Consider the following 15,699-nt stretch of genomic DNA (forward strand, 5'->3'; position numbering starts at 1 on the left):
GCACATGAAAAACAGCGGCTTATTGCCGCTGTTTTTGTTTAAAGCACCCTATCTAGCTCAAATTCATTCAACTTAATTTTCAATAAATACAAAGAAAGTTGAAAAACCTTGCAGTCCGTCTGTAGTTAGAATCATGTTTCGCGTTTATAATGCGTTCACTTTATTAATCCTTGAGGGAGTGCAGCTTTGCAAAATAAGCTAATCGTAAAAAAATTAGGCCGTCAGGATTACGAACCTGTATGGAAAGCCATGCATAAGTTCACAGACGAACGCACGGAAGAAGACGTAGACCAAGTTTGGTTGGTTGAACACAACCCTGTCTTCACTCAAGGACAAGCAGGTAAAGCCGAGCATGTATTGAATGCTGGTGATATCCCTGTAATACAAAGCGATCGCGGTGGCCAAGTGACTTATCACGGCCCAGGCCAATTAGTCGCTTACTTTCTGATTAACATCCGCCGCAAGAAGTTCGGAGTGCGTGATTTGGTTACTCATATCGAGAACCTCGTAATCAATACTCTGAAAGCTTACAATATAGATTCAGCTGCCCGACCTGACGCTCCTGGTGTTTATGTCGATGGCAAGAAAATCTGTTCACTCGGATTACGTATTCGACGTGGCTGCTCGTTCCACGGGCTAGCACTCAACGTCGATATGGACCTGTCTCCATTCCTGCGTATTAACCCATGTGGTTACCAAGGTATGGAAATGGCGCAGGTAAGCCAACTCGGCGGACCAAGTGAACTAGAAAACGTTGAGCAACAGTTAATACAAGAGCTCGTAGAGCTACTCGGCTATGACCAAGTAGACATTCAAGCCACCAGTAACATTACAGCAGAAGCATAAAATCATGAGCAAACCAATCCAAATGGAAAAAGGCGTTAAATATCGTGACGCTGACAAAATGGCATTAATTCCCGTAAAGAATATGCCTGCTGAACAGAAAGAAGTTCTACGTAAGCCTGAATGGATGAAGATTAAACTTCCTTCAGACAGCCATCGTATTCAAGAAATCAAATCAGCAATGCGTAAAAACAACCTGCACTCAGTTTGTGAAGAAGCGTCTTGCCCTAACCTAGCCGAGTGTTTCAACCACGGTACGGCAACGTTTATGATTCTTGGCGCTATCTGTACTCGTCGCTGCCCGTTCTGTGATGTTGCCCATGGTCGTCCTGTTGCTCCTGAAGCTGAAGAGCCGAAGAAACTGGCTAAAACAATTCAAGACATGAAACTGAAGTACGTTGTAATCACTTCAGTTGACCGTGATGACTTGCGTGACGGCGGTGCTCAGCACTTTGCTGACTGTAACCGTGAGATTCGCGAACTCAACCCAAATATTCGTATCGAAACACTGGTTCCAGACTTCCGCGGTCGTATGGACGTTGCGCTTGACCTAATGAAAGACAACCCGCCAGATGTTTTCAACCACAACCTAGAGACAGCGCCACGTCTATACCGTAAAGCGCGTCCAGGTGCGAACTACAAGTGGTCTCTTGATCTACTGAAGAAATTCAAAGAGCAGCACCCTGATATCCCAACAAAATCAGGTGTGATGATGGGTCTTGGCGAGACAAAAGAAGAGATCGTTCAAGTACTGAAAGACCTTCGCGAACATGGTGTGACTATGCTGACACTAGGTCAATACCTAGCACCAAGCCGTCACCACTTACCAGTAGAACGCTACGTGCCGCCTTCTGAGTTCGATGAGCTGAAAGAGATTGCTCTAGAGCTAGGCTTTACTCACGCAGCGTGTGGCCCGTTTGTACGTTCTTCTTACCATGCGGACTTGCAAGCTCAAGGTATGGAAATTAAGTAATCACGATTGCTTAACGAACAATGCAAAGGCGCTGAATATTATGTTCAGCGCCTTTTTTCTATCTTGTTCGTGCCGCTATAGCTTTATATTTCGTGCCACTAAGCTTTATATAAAAACAACAAAGCCACTCTTTATGAGTGGCTTTGTGCTTAATATTTCAAGTTCAGAGGAGGTAATTTCAAAAAGCCCAGATAGGGTTCTGCATTAACCGAAAGATGCCCAGATAACCGTTGCTACCAAAATTGGGCACACAAACTTCACATACATTGGCCAAACCTTACCAAACCAACCAAGTTGAAAATCAGGACTGCCTTGTTCAAGCTCTTTCACTTTTGAAGCTCGGCTCCATACCCAACCACCAAACACACAGAACATCAGTGCAGCGACTGGTTGAAGATACTGAGTTGCAATCATCGCTACCATGCCAAACATCGCAGCAAAGTTGTAAACAATCACCACACTAAACAGCGCGATAGCACCACCAATCACCCAGCTTGTTGGCGTTCGTCTAGTATTGAAACGCTCACTCACTAGCGCAACCGGGCCTTCAAGCATCGAAATCGAAGAAGTCAGTGCAGCAATCGTTAGTAGTAAAAAGAACACAATCGCAAAGATCTGTCCAAGCACACCTAAACTATCAAACATCAACGGCAAAACCGTGAATACTAGAGTGTCAGAGCTTAATAGTGAGCCGTCTTCAGCGTAAATTTGAACGCCTTTTTGCATCGCAACAAACATTGCTGGCATCACCACTAATCCAGCAATAAAAGCGACAGCAGTATCCACCAGAGTTACGTTCATCGCCATTTTTGGTAGGTTCTCTTTCTTGCTTAAGTAAGAGCCATAAACCAACATCGAGCAACCGCCAATAGTGAGTGAGAAGAACCCCTGTCCCATTGCCGCCAGAATCAGTTTTCTATCCCACACTTTCTCAAAGTCTGGAATAAGGTAATGTTTTAGGCCTTCCATCGCGCCAGATTGCGTCATGATGTAAACAAACAATAAGCCAAATAAAACAAACAGCGCAGGCATCAAACGAGTCGACCATTTCTCAATGCCTTGCTTAACACCGCCCTGCACAATCAAGATAGTCAGTACATAGAACGCGACGGTACCAAATACGTTGCGCTCAACACTGAAGCCCTTAAACCAATCAGCAATCGCTTCTAGGCCGATAAGATCCGCGACCGCACCAATTAGGAAACAGATCAACCAGCCACCAACAATACTGTAAAATGCCAACACTGCGCTTGGTACACTCAGTCCAACCCAACCGACAAACTCACCGACTTTCTTACCCAAAGGGTTTGTCGTCAAAGATCGCATGCTATCAACTGGGTTTGCTTGGCCGTGACGGCCTATAGCCATCTCAACCACCAACATAGGGAAAGCAACCACGAAGATCATGATCAAATAGACTAAAAGGAAAGCGCCACCACCGTTGCTAGCAACTTGAGTCGGGAAACCCCAAATATTACCCAAGCCAACCGCTGCACCAGCCGCTGCTAAAATAAAACCTAAACGAGAGCTAAAGTGCTCTCTTGAAGAGGAAGATTGTTGGTCCATATCGCCCGCATTAAAAATCAGTGAACTAGTTGAGAAGTACAGTAATAAAAAGCAATGATAGGCACAACCAATAAATGAACAATTCTCTGATTTTTACAATCAATGCGCTATTTAGAACAACAAAATTAACAAAAAACCAGTCTTATCGTTCAATTATAAGCAACAAAGCGAAGCAGTAGGCTTAAGAAGGAAATGGATTGAATTGAGATAAATACTCGCCGTGTGGTTCCATTTATACAAACAAAAAGAGCACCGACCGGTGCTCTTACTATTCATCACTAGACTCGAATTAAATTGTGAAGACTTGGTAATCTTTTAAGTTCGGAATGATTTCATGCAGTTCTTGCTCTTGTTCTGCCATCTCATCAAGTGAATCACAGAACTCATTCGCTTCCTCCTGTACTTGTTGAGAGTGTTCTTTCATTCGCTCTTCAACTTTCAGCTTTAATTCAGCCATACTGTCAGCCAGTTCAGTCAGGTTTAGGCCACCGTCTTGTTTCATTTTTTCTGACATCGCATTAAAAGCGCTAGAGATAAATTCTTGGTTAAAGATTTCTTTCGCCTTCTCGAAATCTTCAGACCAGCCATTGGCCATCGAATCAAAGCTTTCTGCAGGCAACACTAATTCGCCATCTTTGTAATAACGCGCTTCCAGTTCTGCAAAGTAGGTTTTCATTGATTCTTTTACATTATCAAATGACTCAGGTGAATCCAGGCTAGCCGCGATATCATCAATCACGTCATTGGCTAACGCTAAGCTATCGTTGGCCATTTGTTTCGCTCGAGGTAAGTACTCACTCATGTTTTCGCGATATTTCTCAATCGCCGCTTGTTGGTCGGCATCAAGCTCAACCTTCTCACCATGAATATAGAGGTCGTTGTTATCATCAAAAACGGCCGTATCACCATTCACTTGATGGATTTCGACTTTTTGGTCATCAATTCGTAGTTCATTCTTCAAATCAACTCGACACTGAGCAGCAAACGTTGGCAAGCTCACAACAGCGATAACCGCTGTTAGTGATGCAATTAATACATTGTTTTTCATAACATCCTCTCATCAATCTGACAGATTACTATACCCTTGGTATATGCTCCTTTGTCAGAGAAACGTTTTATATCTATTAGTCAGTTAGTTAGTCGATAGAGATAACTTCGTAGCAAAACTGTTTATCTGCGACCTTAAACTCAATCTCATCACCAACTTCTTTACCCATTAGAGCCTGGCCAAAAGGTGCATTTGCCGTCACGATGGCAATCTCATTCTCATTCCACGTGACAGAAAGTCCGCCGACTCTCGGCCCCATAAAAAAGTGTTTATATTGATCATGCTCGTCAATGACCACAACGTAACTGCTCACCGTAACCTTCTCACTATCACGCAACACTAAGTTACGATAACACTGAATATCGTCTTCACACTCTTGTACCCTCACCGCTTGACCATGGGCGAGATACGAAGCTTCTAATGCCAATGTATCGTACTTATGTTCAGGCACTGTCTCTTCATCTGTCGCAGCATCAATAGCGCGTTGAGTAGCAGATTGTGCGATACGTAATCGGGATTCAAGTTGCTCTATGATTATTTGGCGAAGCTCAGACTTATTCATACTATTGGGGTGCTTTTCTATAGGAGCTACAGAATAGAATTAGGTACAATCAGGTGCAAGACATTTGATTCATCAAGCGACGCTATCATGAATGGGCGCCCGCTTTAGCATCAATACGACACTTAATAACTCAGGTAGAACATAAATGATTGAGCAGAAGCTAAAACAAGTATTCGGATTCGACTCACTGCGCAATGGGCAAAAGCAAGTCATTGATAACGTTCTATCTGGTCACTCGACTGCCGCGATATTCCCGACAGGCTCAGGTAAATCGCTGTGCTATCAATTACCAGCATTAGAGTTACCGCACTTAACCTTGGTGATATCGCCACTGTTAGCCTTGATGAAAGACCAACTCGCTTTCCTGCACAGTAAAGGCATTAGCGCAGCGGCAATCGAATCAAGCCAAGACCGACAAACCACACAACAGGTTATGCAGTCAGTGCGTAACGGTGACACCAAGATCCTCATGATCTCCGTCGAGCGCTTGAAGAACGAACGCTTTCGTCAGTTTATCTCCCAAGTGTCGATCTCACTGCTTGTGGTCGATGAAGCGCACTGTATTTCAGAATGGGGACACAACTTCAGACCCGACTACCTGAAGCTTCCTCAATACCAAAAACAGCTCAATATTCCTCAGGTTCTACTACTGACAGCCACTGCGACTACAGCGGTTATCCAAGATATGAAGTCAAAGTTTGAAATTGATGAGGAGCGCGTTGTGGTTACGGGTTTCTATCGTCAAAATCTCGATCTGTCGATTCAACCTTGTGAACAAACCAGTAAGCTAGAAACCTTGTGCAATGTGGTTAACCAAGCTTCTCTCGCTCCGACTATTGTTTATGTCACCCTTCAACAAACGGCAGAGATGCTGGCTCAGCAGCTTCGCAATGCTGGCGTTAATGCAGTGGCTTACCATGCGGGTCTTAAGCCTGAAAATAGAGATGCTATTCAACACCAATTCATGAATGATGACGTGAGCTGTATCGTCGCAACTATCGCGTTTGGTATGGGCGTGGATAAGTCCAACATTCGCCGAGTGATTCACTTTGACTTACCAAAATCGATCGAAAACTACTCACAAGAGATCGGCAGAGCTGGTCGAGATGGGCAAGCGTCTGAATGTATTTTACTGGCTAACAAACACGGTTTAAGCACACTCGAGAACTTCGTTTTTGGTGATACGCCAGACAACATATCGATCCAAGCGGTATTAAAAGAGATCTACGAAAATCAAAACATTGGCGCTTCTGGCTCGAATCAATGGGAGATCATGCTTAATCAACTATCACGTGAATCCAACATTCGTCAGTTACCGCTAAAAACACTACTGGTGTATCTCGAAATTGAAGGTGTGATTGAGCCCAAGTACAGCTACTTCGCAGACTACAAATTTAAGTTCATTCGTCCGAAACAGCAGATCACAGAGCAATTTCAAAGTGAACGTCGTCAATTTGTCGAAGCGATTTTCCAATGCTCTCCTCAAGCAAGAGTGTGGTGCCAAGTCGACTTCGATGCGCTTTGGACACACTTCCAAGCCGATCGTCAGCGTGTGATTGCGGCTATCGACTACTTCAATGAACAAGGTTGGATTGAACTAGAAAGCAAGCAGATCACCGATGTCTACGCGATCCACAATACTTCTGAAGATATGATGCAACTGTCAGAGCGTCTAACTGAGTTGTTTAAAGCAAAAGAAAACAGCGAGATAAACCGCCTTAACCAAATGCTGAATTTCTTTGAGGCGGATACTTGCCTAAGCTCACGCCTTGCGAGTTATTTTGCCGATGATAAAGCACCAACAAACTGCGGTCACTGCTCTGTATGTCGAGGAGAAGTGGCAATCTTACCAACCGTTGATGTTGAACCTATCGATGATGAGACGGTGATGACATGGATACATGAGTTTATTTCGGCTAGCCAACAACTGATTACCGACGAGGCAATTACTCGCTTCTTATGTGGAATCGCCACCCCGCTTTCAACCAAACTCAAAGCCAGTAAAATGGTCGGTTACGGCAAGCTAGAGCAGCAACCGTTCAGTGATACCTTAGCGCGAGTAAAACAACTTCCTAGGTAATTCTTACTTATAAAAAACCGACTAGGCTATGAAGCGTAGTCGGTATTCATCTCACTCATTATCTTTAAAAGAAGCTCAACTGACGCATTTGGTCTTTGGGTTGCAGCATTACACTTAAACCAAGTAGGCGTATCTCTCGCCCTTGTTGTCTTTTCAGTATTTCACTAAGCAGCTCTTTGAAGTGTTCACGATCGAGAGAGGCGTGGATGTGCTCAATCGTGGTTTGTTGAAAATCGGCGAACTTGAGCTTAATGCCCTGCTTGATGATCGCTTTGCTTGGACTAGCCTTTTCTAAGCGAGTCTCGAGTTCAGGAAATAGCTTGTCTTCGATTACCTGCCAACATTCAGCGTAAGTTGAAATATTTTGAGTGAAGGTGCGCTCTACGCCTACCGATTTTCGCTCGCGCTCGATGATAACTTCTCGATCATCAATGCCATGACTGCGCTTCCAGAGTGATGCACCTTGACGGCCAAACTTGAGTAGGAGGTCTCGATAGTCAGACTCTTTAATATCCTTACAAGTAAAGAAACCTGCTTGATGCAGCTTTTCAATGCTCACCTTGCCAACACCGGGAATCTTTTCAAGTGGTAGCTCATCGATCACTGATTGCACGTCTTGTGGAGGGATAACAAACTGACCATTGGGCTTATTCAGATCCGAGGCCACTTTCGCCAAGAATTTAATCGGTGCAATTCCTGCAGAAGCTGTCAGGTTCAGTTCGTTCCAGATATCACGGCGAATAGACTCGGCAATAAGTGTTGCTGAACCATGACACCGCTTAGAATCGGTGACATCAAGGAAAGCTTCATCCAAAGAAAGAGGTTCAATGATTGATGTGTATCGAGAGAAGATTTCGCGGATCTTTTTAGATATCTCGACATAGACCGACATTCTTCCCGGCACAACCAATAGATTAGGACAAAGCTGCAGGGCTTTTCCGGTCGGCATTGCAGAGCGAACACCAAACTTGCGGGCTTCATAATTACAGGTGCTCAAAACGCCGCGTTGCTTTTCATGCCCACCAACAGCTAACGGGCGATTTCGGTAAGCAGGGTTATCACGCATTTCTACAGCCGCGTAAAAACAATCCATATCGACATGGATTATTTTTCTGACTTTCTCTTGGTCCGCACTACGCATCTAGAAATAACTCAACCTTACAACTGTATCTATGAACAGTATAATCAATTATTCTCAAATTTAAAATGATATAGAGTCCAGCTCAACAGGTTTCACTTCAATAGCCACCTACAATTCTGATAGTATTGTTAACGAGTATTTAGTCTATAAGTAGGGATCGCTTTTGAGTGAAAAAATACTAGTGGTAGAAGATAGCCGTGCATTCAGAAACTACCTTTACCAACAACTTAAGAACGATGGCTATGAAGTTGCGTTGGCGGAATCTGTAGAAGAAGCCAAAGCGATCTTAGAGCAAGAAACGGATTTCTTGTGTGCAGTCCTCGACTACTGTTTACCTGACGGCCAAGACGGCGAGATCATTGATCTCGTCTTAGGCTATCAACAGAAAATCATTGTCCTGACCGGGATGTTCGACAATCAACTGCGAGAGCAAGTCCTAGCCAAAGGCGTTATCGATTACATACTTAAAGACAGTATGTCATCAGTAAGCTACCTACTTCCCCTGGTTCAAAGAATTTCGAATAATCGCCATCACAAAGCATTGGTTGTCGATGATTCAGCGGTCGTTCGCCGTTACATAGCTCAACTTCTAGAACACCAATATATCCAAACTATCCAAGCCGAAGATGGCGAACAAGCATTAAAGCTCCTTCATAACGATCCCGATATTACGTTTGTTGTTACAGACCATGATATGCCGAAGAAAGACGGTATAGCGATGATCCGTGAGATACGACGCGATCACGACAGAAACCAGTTGGCTATTCTAGGGTTATCAGGCAGCGATGATCGCACCATGACAGCTCGATTCCTTAAAGCGGGGGCTAACGACTTCCTTTACAAGCCTTTTAACCAAGAAGAATTTTTTTGCCGTATCCATCAACTGCTTGATATGAAAGAAGCGGCCAACGAGCTATTTCTACATGCCAACGAGGATGCTCTTACTGGCTTATGGAACCGTCGTTACCTGTTCAATCAAACATGTAAAGGTTGTGAGCAGCGCAGTATAGCCATGATGGATATCGACTTCTTCAAGAAAGTGAACGACACCTACGGTCACGATGGTGGTGATGCAGTCCTCGTGGAAGTCGGCAAGATCATCAAAGACCATTTTAAAGATGATGTTGCTGTACGCTTCGGTGGCGAAGAATTTTGTATTCAGTCGTGTGGTTCGTTTGAGAGCTTTGTTGACAACTTAGAGTCCATGAGAGAAGCCATTGAAAGCCATGTTGTTGAGCATGACTCTCAAAGAATCAAGGTCAGTATCAGTATCGGCGTAACCGATTTAGACGCGAAGCTAGATGAGCAGATCAAAGCCGCTGATGAGCTTCTTTATACGGCAAAAGAGCAAGGTAGAAACCAACTAGTGTTTGCGCGTAACAGCATGCAAATCGAACAATAGTCATTCGCCTCTGTTTCCATTTTTGGTATACCAAGATTAATTGCTAGACCTCAAAACTAAAAAAGCTCAAGACGATAATCTTGAGCTTTTCAATTTGAGGGCATAGATAACTCTATCCCCTATGACTGTCACCAATTAAGCGATACGGTCTTTACTCCAAGCCGCTTCTTTTTGTTGACGCTCAGCCAGCTTCTCTTCACGGTAAGCTTCACGTGCTTCACGCTTCTTACGCGCGTCACAAGGTTCAGGGCAGTTACATACTTTATCAATACCAACAGCACCCAAACCGCCACAGCTACCTTTCACAACTTTCTTTTGGATAATGTAGCCAATTGACATCGCTGCGATTACTGCAAGAAAAACACCAAATGTAATCAGAAATGTATTCATAATTATCTCGCTTACCTTATTTACCTAAGTATGGCTTAAATGCTTCAGAAGCAATTTCTTTAAAGCCATCTGCTGTTTTTACCACCATGAACACTGGGATGTTATGTTGGTTTGCGACTTCCATTCCTTTTTCCTCACCTAAGACCATAAGGCCCGTAGATAAGCCGTCTGCAGTCATTGAAGACGGGTTTAAAACAGTCACAGAAACCACTTTATGGTGAAGAGGCTTTCCTGTTTCAGGGTTGATGATGTGTGAGTAACGAACACCATCACGTTCAAAATAGTTACGGTAATCACCAGAGGTTGCGATAGCCATATCACCCGGCTCGATGATCTCTTGGATATTACGCTCATCAACGCTTGGTTTCTCAATCGCGATACGCCAGCCCACGTTCTCACGGTTTAAACCTTTCAGACGAATTTCGCCACCGACTTCAACCATGTAGTTGTGAATACCGATAGAATCAAGGTAGTCAGCGACGACGTCAACACCCCAACCTTTTGCAATCGTGGATAGATCGACATACAGGTTAGGTAGGTCTTTCTTCAACATGTTGCCTTCAACACTAAGATGATGGATACCAATCTTAGCCTTGCGAGCCGCCAGCTCTTCATCTGATGGCACAACTTCAGGACGAGCTTCAGGACCAAAACCCCATAAGTTAACTAACGGACCAACCGTTACATCCAGAGCTCCTTCAGTAAGACCGTTCAAACGAATCGCTTCTTTCACAACCGTCGCTGTTTGCTCAGATACTTCGAACGCATCCGCACCTTTATGCTGATTGAAACGGCTTAATTCGGAATCTTCACGGTAAGTCGACATCTGGTCGTTTACTTCTTCAAGTAGACGATCGATCTCTGTATGAACTTCATTAGACTCAGGAAATTCATCACCATTGATGTATTTAATATTGTAACTCGTGCCCATCGTTGGGCCACTCAAATGCACTTGCTCTCTTGACTGCTCACAGCCCGCAAGAAAAATCAAAGAAGTTAATGCAACAAGCCAAATTCTCACTTGCTTACTCCTGTCTAATGTTGAGGATTTATATAAGGAAAAATAAGAGTAAAAAATAGGTATTTTGAATGCCTTACTCTTTCTTATATAAGCCAGTATGTTGTCAAAAGCTGTCTTAGAAAAACAAATGGCTGACTCGTAGGAGTCAGCCATAATATCAATCACTTAAGTGGATTAACCACCGAAGTCATCTAGTAGGATGTTTTCATCTTCTACACCAAGATCTTTCAGCATGCCGATAACAGCAGCGTTCATCATCGGTGGACCACACATGTAGTACTCACAATCTTCAGGAGCTTCGTGATCCTTCAGGTAGTTTTCGTACAGTACGTTGTGGATGAAACCAGTGTAACCGTCCCAGTTGTCCTCTGGTTGAGGATCAGACAGTGCACAGTGCCACACGAAGTTTTCGTTTGCAGCCGCTAGGCCATCGAAATCTTCAATGTAGAACATCTCACGCTTAGAACGCGCGCCATACCAGTAAGACATCTTACGAGTAGACTTAAGACGCTTAAGTTGGTCGAAGATATGAGAACGCATAGGCGCCATACCTGCACCACCACCGATGAATACCATTTCATTGTCTGTGTCTTTAGCAAAGAACTCACCAAATGGACCAGAAATAGTACATTTGTCGCCTTCTTTAAGAGACCAGATGTATGAAGACATAACACCAGGAGCTACGTCAGGGTTGTTTGGCGGCGGAGTTGCGATACGCACGTTAAGCTTGATGATGCCTTTCTCTTCTGGGTATGAAGCCATAGAGTAAGCACGGATCGAATGCTCTTTAACGATAGACTCATAACGGAACAAGTTGAACTTATCCCAGTCACCACGGTATTCCTCAGGAATATCGTAATCTGCGTATTTCACGTGATGTGGTTCAGCTTCAATCTGAATGTAACCACCCGCGCGGAACGGAACTTCTTCACCTTCAGGGATCGCTAGAGCAAGTTCTTTGATGAAAGTAGCTTCGTTGTTATTCGAGATAACAGTACATTCCCACTTTTTAACACCAAAGATATCTTCGTCTAGTTCAATCTCCATGTCAGTTTTCATAGCAACTTGACATGCAAGACGTTCGCCTTCGCGAGCTTCACCTTTTGTGATGTGATCAAGTTCAGTTGGAAGGATGTCGCCACCACCAGACTTAACTTTTACACGACACTGACCACAAGAGCCACCGCCACCACAAGCAGAAGATACGAAGATACCAGCGCCAGCCAGGGCACCAAGTAGCTTGCTACCAGGTTGAGTAACGATCGCCTTTTCAGGGTCGCCGTTTACTGAAATAGTGATGTCACCTGATGGTACTAACTTAGACTTAGCGAAAAGAATCACTAGTACTAGAGCCAGTACAATAATGGTAAACATCGCTACGCCAAGAATAATACTAAACATTTGTTATTCCTTATTACTGGGTGCTTACCCTACAGTTGAACACCAGAGAAAGACATAAAGCCTAACGCCATCAGACCAACAGTAATGAACGTGATACCAAGGCCACGAAGACCTGGAGGTACGTCAGAGTACTTCATCTTCTCACGGATACCCGCAAGAGCAACGATAGCTAACATCCAACCCACACCAGAACCGAAGCCGTAAACAACAGATTCAGCAAAGTTGTAGTCACGAGTTACCATGAAAGATACACCACCAAAGATTGCACAGTTAACTGTGATCAGTGGAAGGAAGATACCTAGTGCGTTGTACAAAGGTGGGAAGAAACGGTCTAGAACCATCTCTAGGATTTGTACAAGTGCCGCGATAACACCGATGAATGCGATGAAGTTAAGGAAACTTAAATCGACACCTTCAACAAGCGCGTTTTCTTTCAGGATGTGTGTGTAAACAAGGTTGTTTACAGGAACAGCGATTGTAAGTACTACAACTACCGCAACACCAAGACCAAAAGAAGTTTTAACTTTCTTAGATACCGCTAGGAATGTACACATACCTAGGAAGAAAGAAAGCGCCATGTTTTCGATGAAAATCGATTTAACTAGCAGACTAATATAATGTTCCATGACTACCTTACCCCTTCGCTTCTACTTGTTCTGGTTTGAACACACGAATTGCCCAAATCAAGAAACCAATTAGGAAGAATGCAGAAGGTGCTAGAAGCATCAAGCCGTTTGGCTGATACCAACCACCGTTGCTCACTAGAGGTAGTACTTCCATACCAAATAGTTTGCCAGAGCCTAGAAGCTCACGGAAGAAACCAACAGTGATAAGAACGAAACCGTAACCAAGACCGTTACCAAGACCATCGATTAGAGATGGGATTGGCGCAGACTTCATTGCGAATGCTTCAGCACGACCCATTACAATACAGTTAGTAATGATTAGGCCTACGAATACAGATAGCTGCTTAGAGATATCGTATAGGTATGCTTTAAGCACTTGGTCTACCACGATTACTAGTGATGCGATAATTGCCATCTGAACGATGATACGCACACTGTTAGGAATGTGGTTACGGATTAAAGAAACGAAGAAGTTAGACAGAGCAGTAACGAACATTACCGCGATAGTCATAACAAATGCTGTTTCTAGCTTAGTGGTTACCGCAAGAGCAGAACACACACCAAGAACCTGTAGCGCGATTGGGTTGTTGTCCAACACCGGCGCTAAGATGCTCTTTTTAATTTCTTTTGCACTAGACATTAGTTCAGACCTCCGTCACGAACTTTTGCTAGGAACGGACCAAAGCCCATATCACCTAACCAGAAGTCAAATGTATGTTGAACACCAACGCTAGTCAGTGTTGCACCAGAAAGGCCATCTACACCGTGCTCAGAACCTTGAGGAGCGCCACCTTTAACAACCTGAATAGCAGGTTTGTGGTTTTCGTCGAATAATTTCTTACCAACGAATTGAGCGCGCCAAGATGGGTTCTCAACTTCACCACCAAGTCCAGGAGTTTCACCTTGCTCGTAGTAAGTGATACCAGAAACTGTGTTGCCATCAGTTTCTACCGCAACGAATGCGTACATCATTGACCATAGACCGTTACCGTGAACAGGGATGATAACTTTAGAAGTTTCAGCGCCATCTTTCACAAGGTATACAGTACCCGTGTTAGCACGACGAAGGATCTTAGCGATGTCATCTTCAGCTGAAAGCTTGATTGACTGAGCTGGATCTTTTGCCGCTTTACGTTGGTCGTATGCAGCAGCATCGCCGTCAACGAAATCGCCAGTAGCGAAATCAACTAGACGAGGTTCAATGTTCTCTGCGTACAGTTCAGGGATATTACCCGCAAGTTCAATGCCCGCAACTTCAAGGATCTTAGTTTGCTGATCTAGAACCGCGTTAGCTTGTTGCTTAGGTTTAAGAACAACTGCAGCTGTTGAAACGATGATTGAGCACACTAGGCTCAATGCGATAACAACAAACAGCGTCTTTTTAATGCTATCGTTATTACTTGCCATAGCGCGCTAGTCTCCGCTTAATGTTCTTCTCGATTACAACGTGGTCAAACAGAGGAGCAAATAGGTTTGCGAATAGAATCGCAAGCATCATGCCTTCTGGGTATGCAGGGTTAACTACACGAATCATTACACACATTGCGCCGATTAGGATGCCGTACCACCACTTACCTTTGTTGGTAAATGAAGCTGATACTGGGTCAGTCGCCATGAAGAACATACCGAATGCGAAGCCACCTAGAACTAGGTGCCAGTGCCAAGGCATGCTGAACATTGCGTTAATATCAGAACCGATCACGTTAAACAGCGTAGACACAGCAATCATACCGATCATTACACCAGCAATGATTCGCCATGAAGCGATACGCATGTAAACGATCATCGCAGCACCGATCATAAGTGCTAGAGTCGATACTTCACCGATAGAACCTGGGATGTTACCAATGAATGCGTCCATCCAAGTGATTGCTTCACCAGATGTTACGTTCATTAGTGCGCTACCGCCGCCTTGAGCCCATTGGCTAAGAGCAGTTGCACCAGAGAAACCATCTGCAGCAGTCCAAACTACGTCACCTGAAATCTGTGCAGGGTATGCAAAGAATAGGAACGCACGGCCAGCAAGTGCAGGGTTCAGGAAGTTACGACCCGTACCACCGAAGATCTCTTTAGCGACTACAACACCGAAGGTAATACCTAGTGCTGCTTGCCATAGAGGAAGTGTTGGCGGAACGATAAGCGCGAATAAGATAGAAGTAACAAAGAAACCTTCGTTTACTTCGTGCTTACGCACCATACAGAACAGAACTTCCCAGAAACCACCAACGATGAATACCGTTGCGTAGATAGGTAGGAAGTAAGTCGCACCAAGTAGCATCTTGCTGCCAACACCTGCATCGGCTCCTAAGGAGGCTCCAAGCATTTCGGTTAGCCAGTAGTGCCAGTTACCACTGATAACAGATGCTAGTTCAGCACCTGCATACATATGGTTAAGTGCTGCGATAGCTTGGCCACCCGCGTTGTACATACCCCAGAACATTGCTGGGAATACCGCGAACCAAACCATGATCATGATACGTTTTAAATCAACGCTATCACGAACGTGCGAGCTTTTCTTTGTAATAAGACCTGGCGTGTAGAACACTGTCGCTGCTGCTTCGTAAAGCGCAAACCACTTCTCGTGTTTACCACCTGGCTCAAAATGATGCTCGATGTCTTCAAGAAACTTTTTAAGGCCCATGAAAA

The 15,699-nt window shown here is 44.3% G+C and carries 15 protein-coding genes; 4 read left to right on the top strand and 11 right to left on the bottom strand.

Annotation, left to right across the window (positions count from 1 at the left end):
- Window positions 1-186: 186 nt before the first annotated feature.
- Together lipB and lipA are read left to right on the top strand one after the other, a co-directional pair.
- The gene (lipB, locus tag LMH68_RS04390) at window positions 187-846 is read left to right on the top strand and encodes a lipoyl(octanoyl) transferase LipB (RefSeq protein ID WP_004737632.1); all 660 of its coding nucleotides are present in this window, start codon (window positions 187-189) and stop codon (window positions 844-846) included.
- A gap of 4 nt (window positions 847-850) precedes the next feature.
- Window positions 851-1,816, top strand: coding sequence for a lipoyl synthase (gene lipA / locus LMH68_RS04395; RefSeq protein ID WP_017064177.1), 966 nt, complete (start codon window positions 851-853; stop codon window positions 1,814-1,816).
- Window positions 1,817-2,020: 204 nt separating this feature from the next.
- Here lipA and LMH68_RS04400 read toward each other — a convergent pair whose 3' ends face one another.
- The 3 genes from LMH68_RS04400 to LMH68_RS04410 form a co-directional block, all read right to left on the bottom strand.
- Window positions 2,021-3,382 (bottom strand): sodium-dependent transporter, encoded by a 1,362-nt coding sequence (locus LMH68_RS04400; RefSeq protein ID WP_017059919.1) that lies wholly within the window; start codon window positions 3,380-3,382, stop codon window positions 2,021-2,023.
- A 289-nt stretch (window positions 3,383-3,671) separates the two neighbouring features.
- Window positions 3,672-4,430, bottom strand: coding sequence for a YggN family protein (locus LMH68_RS04405; RefSeq protein WP_017059918.1), 759 nt, complete (start codon window positions 4,428-4,430; stop codon window positions 3,672-3,674).
- Between the two features lie 88 nt (window positions 4,431-4,518).
- Complete coding sequence (locus LMH68_RS04410) at window positions 4,519-4,992, bottom strand: GreA/GreB family elongation factor (RefSeq protein WP_017059917.1); 474 nt, start codon at window positions 4,990-4,992, stop codon at window positions 4,519-4,521.
- Window positions 4,993-5,137: 145 nt separating this feature from the next.
- On the opposite strand from LMH68_RS04410, the gene LMH68_RS04415 reads away from it, so the two are divergent.
- Window positions 5,138-7,072, top strand: a complete 1,935-nt coding sequence (locus tag LMH68_RS04415) for an ATP-dependent DNA helicase RecQ (RefSeq protein ID WP_229647803.1) — start codon at window positions 5,138-5,140, stop codon at window positions 7,070-7,072.
- A gap of 64 nt (window positions 7,073-7,136) precedes the next feature.
- On the opposite strand, the gene dinB is transcribed toward LMH68_RS04415, so the two are convergent.
- Window positions 7,137-8,213 carry a DNA polymerase IV gene (dinB, locus tag LMH68_RS04420; protein ID WP_229647802.1) on the bottom strand — a complete coding sequence of 359 codons (1,077 nt, stop codon included), beginning with the start codon at window positions 8,211-8,213 and terminating at the stop codon, window positions 7,137-7,139.
- 163 nt (window positions 8,214-8,376) lie between these two features.
- Here dinB and LMH68_RS04425 point away from each other — a divergent pair, with 163 nt between their 5' ends.
- Window positions 8,377-9,615, top strand: coding sequence for a response regulator (locus tag LMH68_RS04425; RefSeq protein WP_229647801.1), 1,239 nt, complete (start codon window positions 8,377-8,379; stop codon window positions 9,613-9,615).
- A gap of 135 nt (window positions 9,616-9,750) precedes the next feature.
- On the opposite strand, the gene nqrM is transcribed toward LMH68_RS04425, so the two are convergent.
- The 7 genes from nqrM to LMH68_RS04460 all read right to left on the bottom strand — a co-directional run bounded on the left by nqrM (window position 9,751) and on the right by LMH68_RS04460 (window position 15,694).
- On the bottom strand, window positions 9,751-10,005 hold the full coding sequence (gene nqrM / locus LMH68_RS04430; protein WP_009848378.1) for a (Na+)-NQR maturation NqrM: 255 nt from the start codon (window positions 10,003-10,005) through the stop codon (window positions 9,751-9,753).
- A 16-nt stretch (window positions 10,006-10,021) separates the two neighbouring features.
- Window positions 10,022-11,026, bottom strand: a complete 1,005-nt coding sequence (locus LMH68_RS04435; protein ID WP_017059913.1) for an FAD:protein FMN transferase — start codon at window positions 11,024-11,026, stop codon at window positions 10,022-10,024.
- A gap of 174 nt (window positions 11,027-11,200) precedes the next feature.
- Complete coding sequence (gene nqrF, locus LMH68_RS04440; RefSeq protein ID WP_017059912.1) at window positions 11,201-12,427, bottom strand: NADH:ubiquinone reductase (Na(+)-transporting) subunit F; 1,227 nt, start codon at window positions 12,425-12,427, stop codon at window positions 11,201-11,203.
- A 29-nt stretch (window positions 12,428-12,456) separates the two neighbouring features.
- The gene (nqrE, locus tag LMH68_RS04445; RefSeq protein WP_009848375.1) at window positions 12,457-13,053 is read right to left on the bottom strand and encodes an NADH:ubiquinone reductase (Na(+)-transporting) subunit E; all 597 of its coding nucleotides are present in this window, start codon (window positions 13,051-13,053) and stop codon (window positions 12,457-12,459) included.
- 7 nt (window positions 13,054-13,060) lie between these two features.
- Window positions 13,061-13,693: an NADH:ubiquinone reductase (Na(+)-transporting) subunit D gene (locus LMH68_RS04450; protein ID WP_008223083.1), complete on the bottom strand. Its 633-nt coding sequence runs from the start codon at window positions 13,691-13,693 to the stop codon at window positions 13,061-13,063.
- On the bottom strand, window positions 13,693-14,460 hold the full coding sequence (locus tag LMH68_RS04455) for a Na(+)-translocating NADH-quinone reductase subunit C (protein WP_017059911.1): 768 nt from the start codon (window positions 14,458-14,460) through the stop codon (window positions 13,693-13,695). Before LMH68_RS04455 ends, LMH68_RS04450 begins: the two co-directional genes overlap by 1 nt.
- Window positions 14,450-15,694 carry an NADH:ubiquinone reductase (Na(+)-transporting) subunit B gene (locus LMH68_RS04460; RefSeq protein WP_229647800.1) on the bottom strand — a complete coding sequence of 415 codons (1,245 nt, stop codon included), beginning with the start codon at window positions 15,692-15,694 and terminating at the stop codon, window positions 14,450-14,452. The genes LMH68_RS04455 and LMH68_RS04460 overlap by 11 nt, the downstream gene beginning before the upstream one ends.
- Between the last annotated feature and the right edge of the window lie 5 nt (window positions 15,695-15,699).

It is taken from the genome of Vibrio sp. F13, assembly GCF_020806305.2.
Lineage (GTDB): Bacteria > Pseudomonadota > Gammaproteobacteria > Enterobacterales > Vibrionaceae > Vibrio > Vibrio crassostreae_C.

Coding starts and splice junctions, on each gene's coding strand:
- lipA (WP_017064177.1), top strand. CDS start 851: ATGAGCAAACCAATCCAAATGGAAAAAGGCGTTAAATATCGTGACGCT.
- LMH68_RS04400 (WP_017059919.1), bottom strand. CDS start 3,382: ATGGACCAACAATCTTCCTCTTCAAGAGAGCACTTTAGCTCTCGTTTA.
- LMH68_RS04405 (WP_017059918.1), bottom strand. CDS start 4,430: ATGAAAAACAATGTATTAATTGCATCACTAACAGCGGTTATCGCTGTT.
- LMH68_RS04410 (WP_017059917.1), bottom strand. CDS start 4,992: ATGAATAAGTCTGAGCTTCGCCAAATAATCATAGAGCAACTTGAATCC.
- LMH68_RS04415 (WP_229647803.1), top strand. CDS start 5,138: ATGATTGAGCAGAAGCTAAAACAAGTATTCGGATTCGACTCACTGCGC.
- dinB (WP_229647802.1), bottom strand. CDS start 8,213: ATGCGTAGTGCGGACCAAGAGAAAGTCAGAAAAATAATCCATGTCGAT.
- nqrM (WP_009848378.1), bottom strand. CDS start 10,005: ATGAATACATTTCTGATTACATTTGGTGTTTTTCTTGCAGTAATCGCA.
- nqrF (WP_017059912.1), bottom strand. CDS start 12,427: ATGTTTAGTATTATTCTTGGCGTAGCGATGTTTACCATTATTGTACTG.
- nqrE (WP_009848375.1), bottom strand. CDS start 13,053: ATGGAACATTATATTAGTCTGCTAGTTAAATCGATTTTCATCGAAAAC.
- LMH68_RS04450 (WP_008223083.1), bottom strand. CDS start 13,693: ATGTCTAGTGCAAAAGAAATTAAAAAGAGCATCTTAGCGCCGGTGTTG.
- LMH68_RS04455 (WP_017059911.1), bottom strand. CDS start 14,460: ATGGCAAGTAATAACGATAGCATTAAAAAGACGCTGTTTGTTGTTATC.
- LMH68_RS04460 (WP_229647800.1), bottom strand. CDS start 15,694: ATGGGCCTTAAAAAGTTTCTTGAAGACATCGAGCATCATTTTGAGCCA.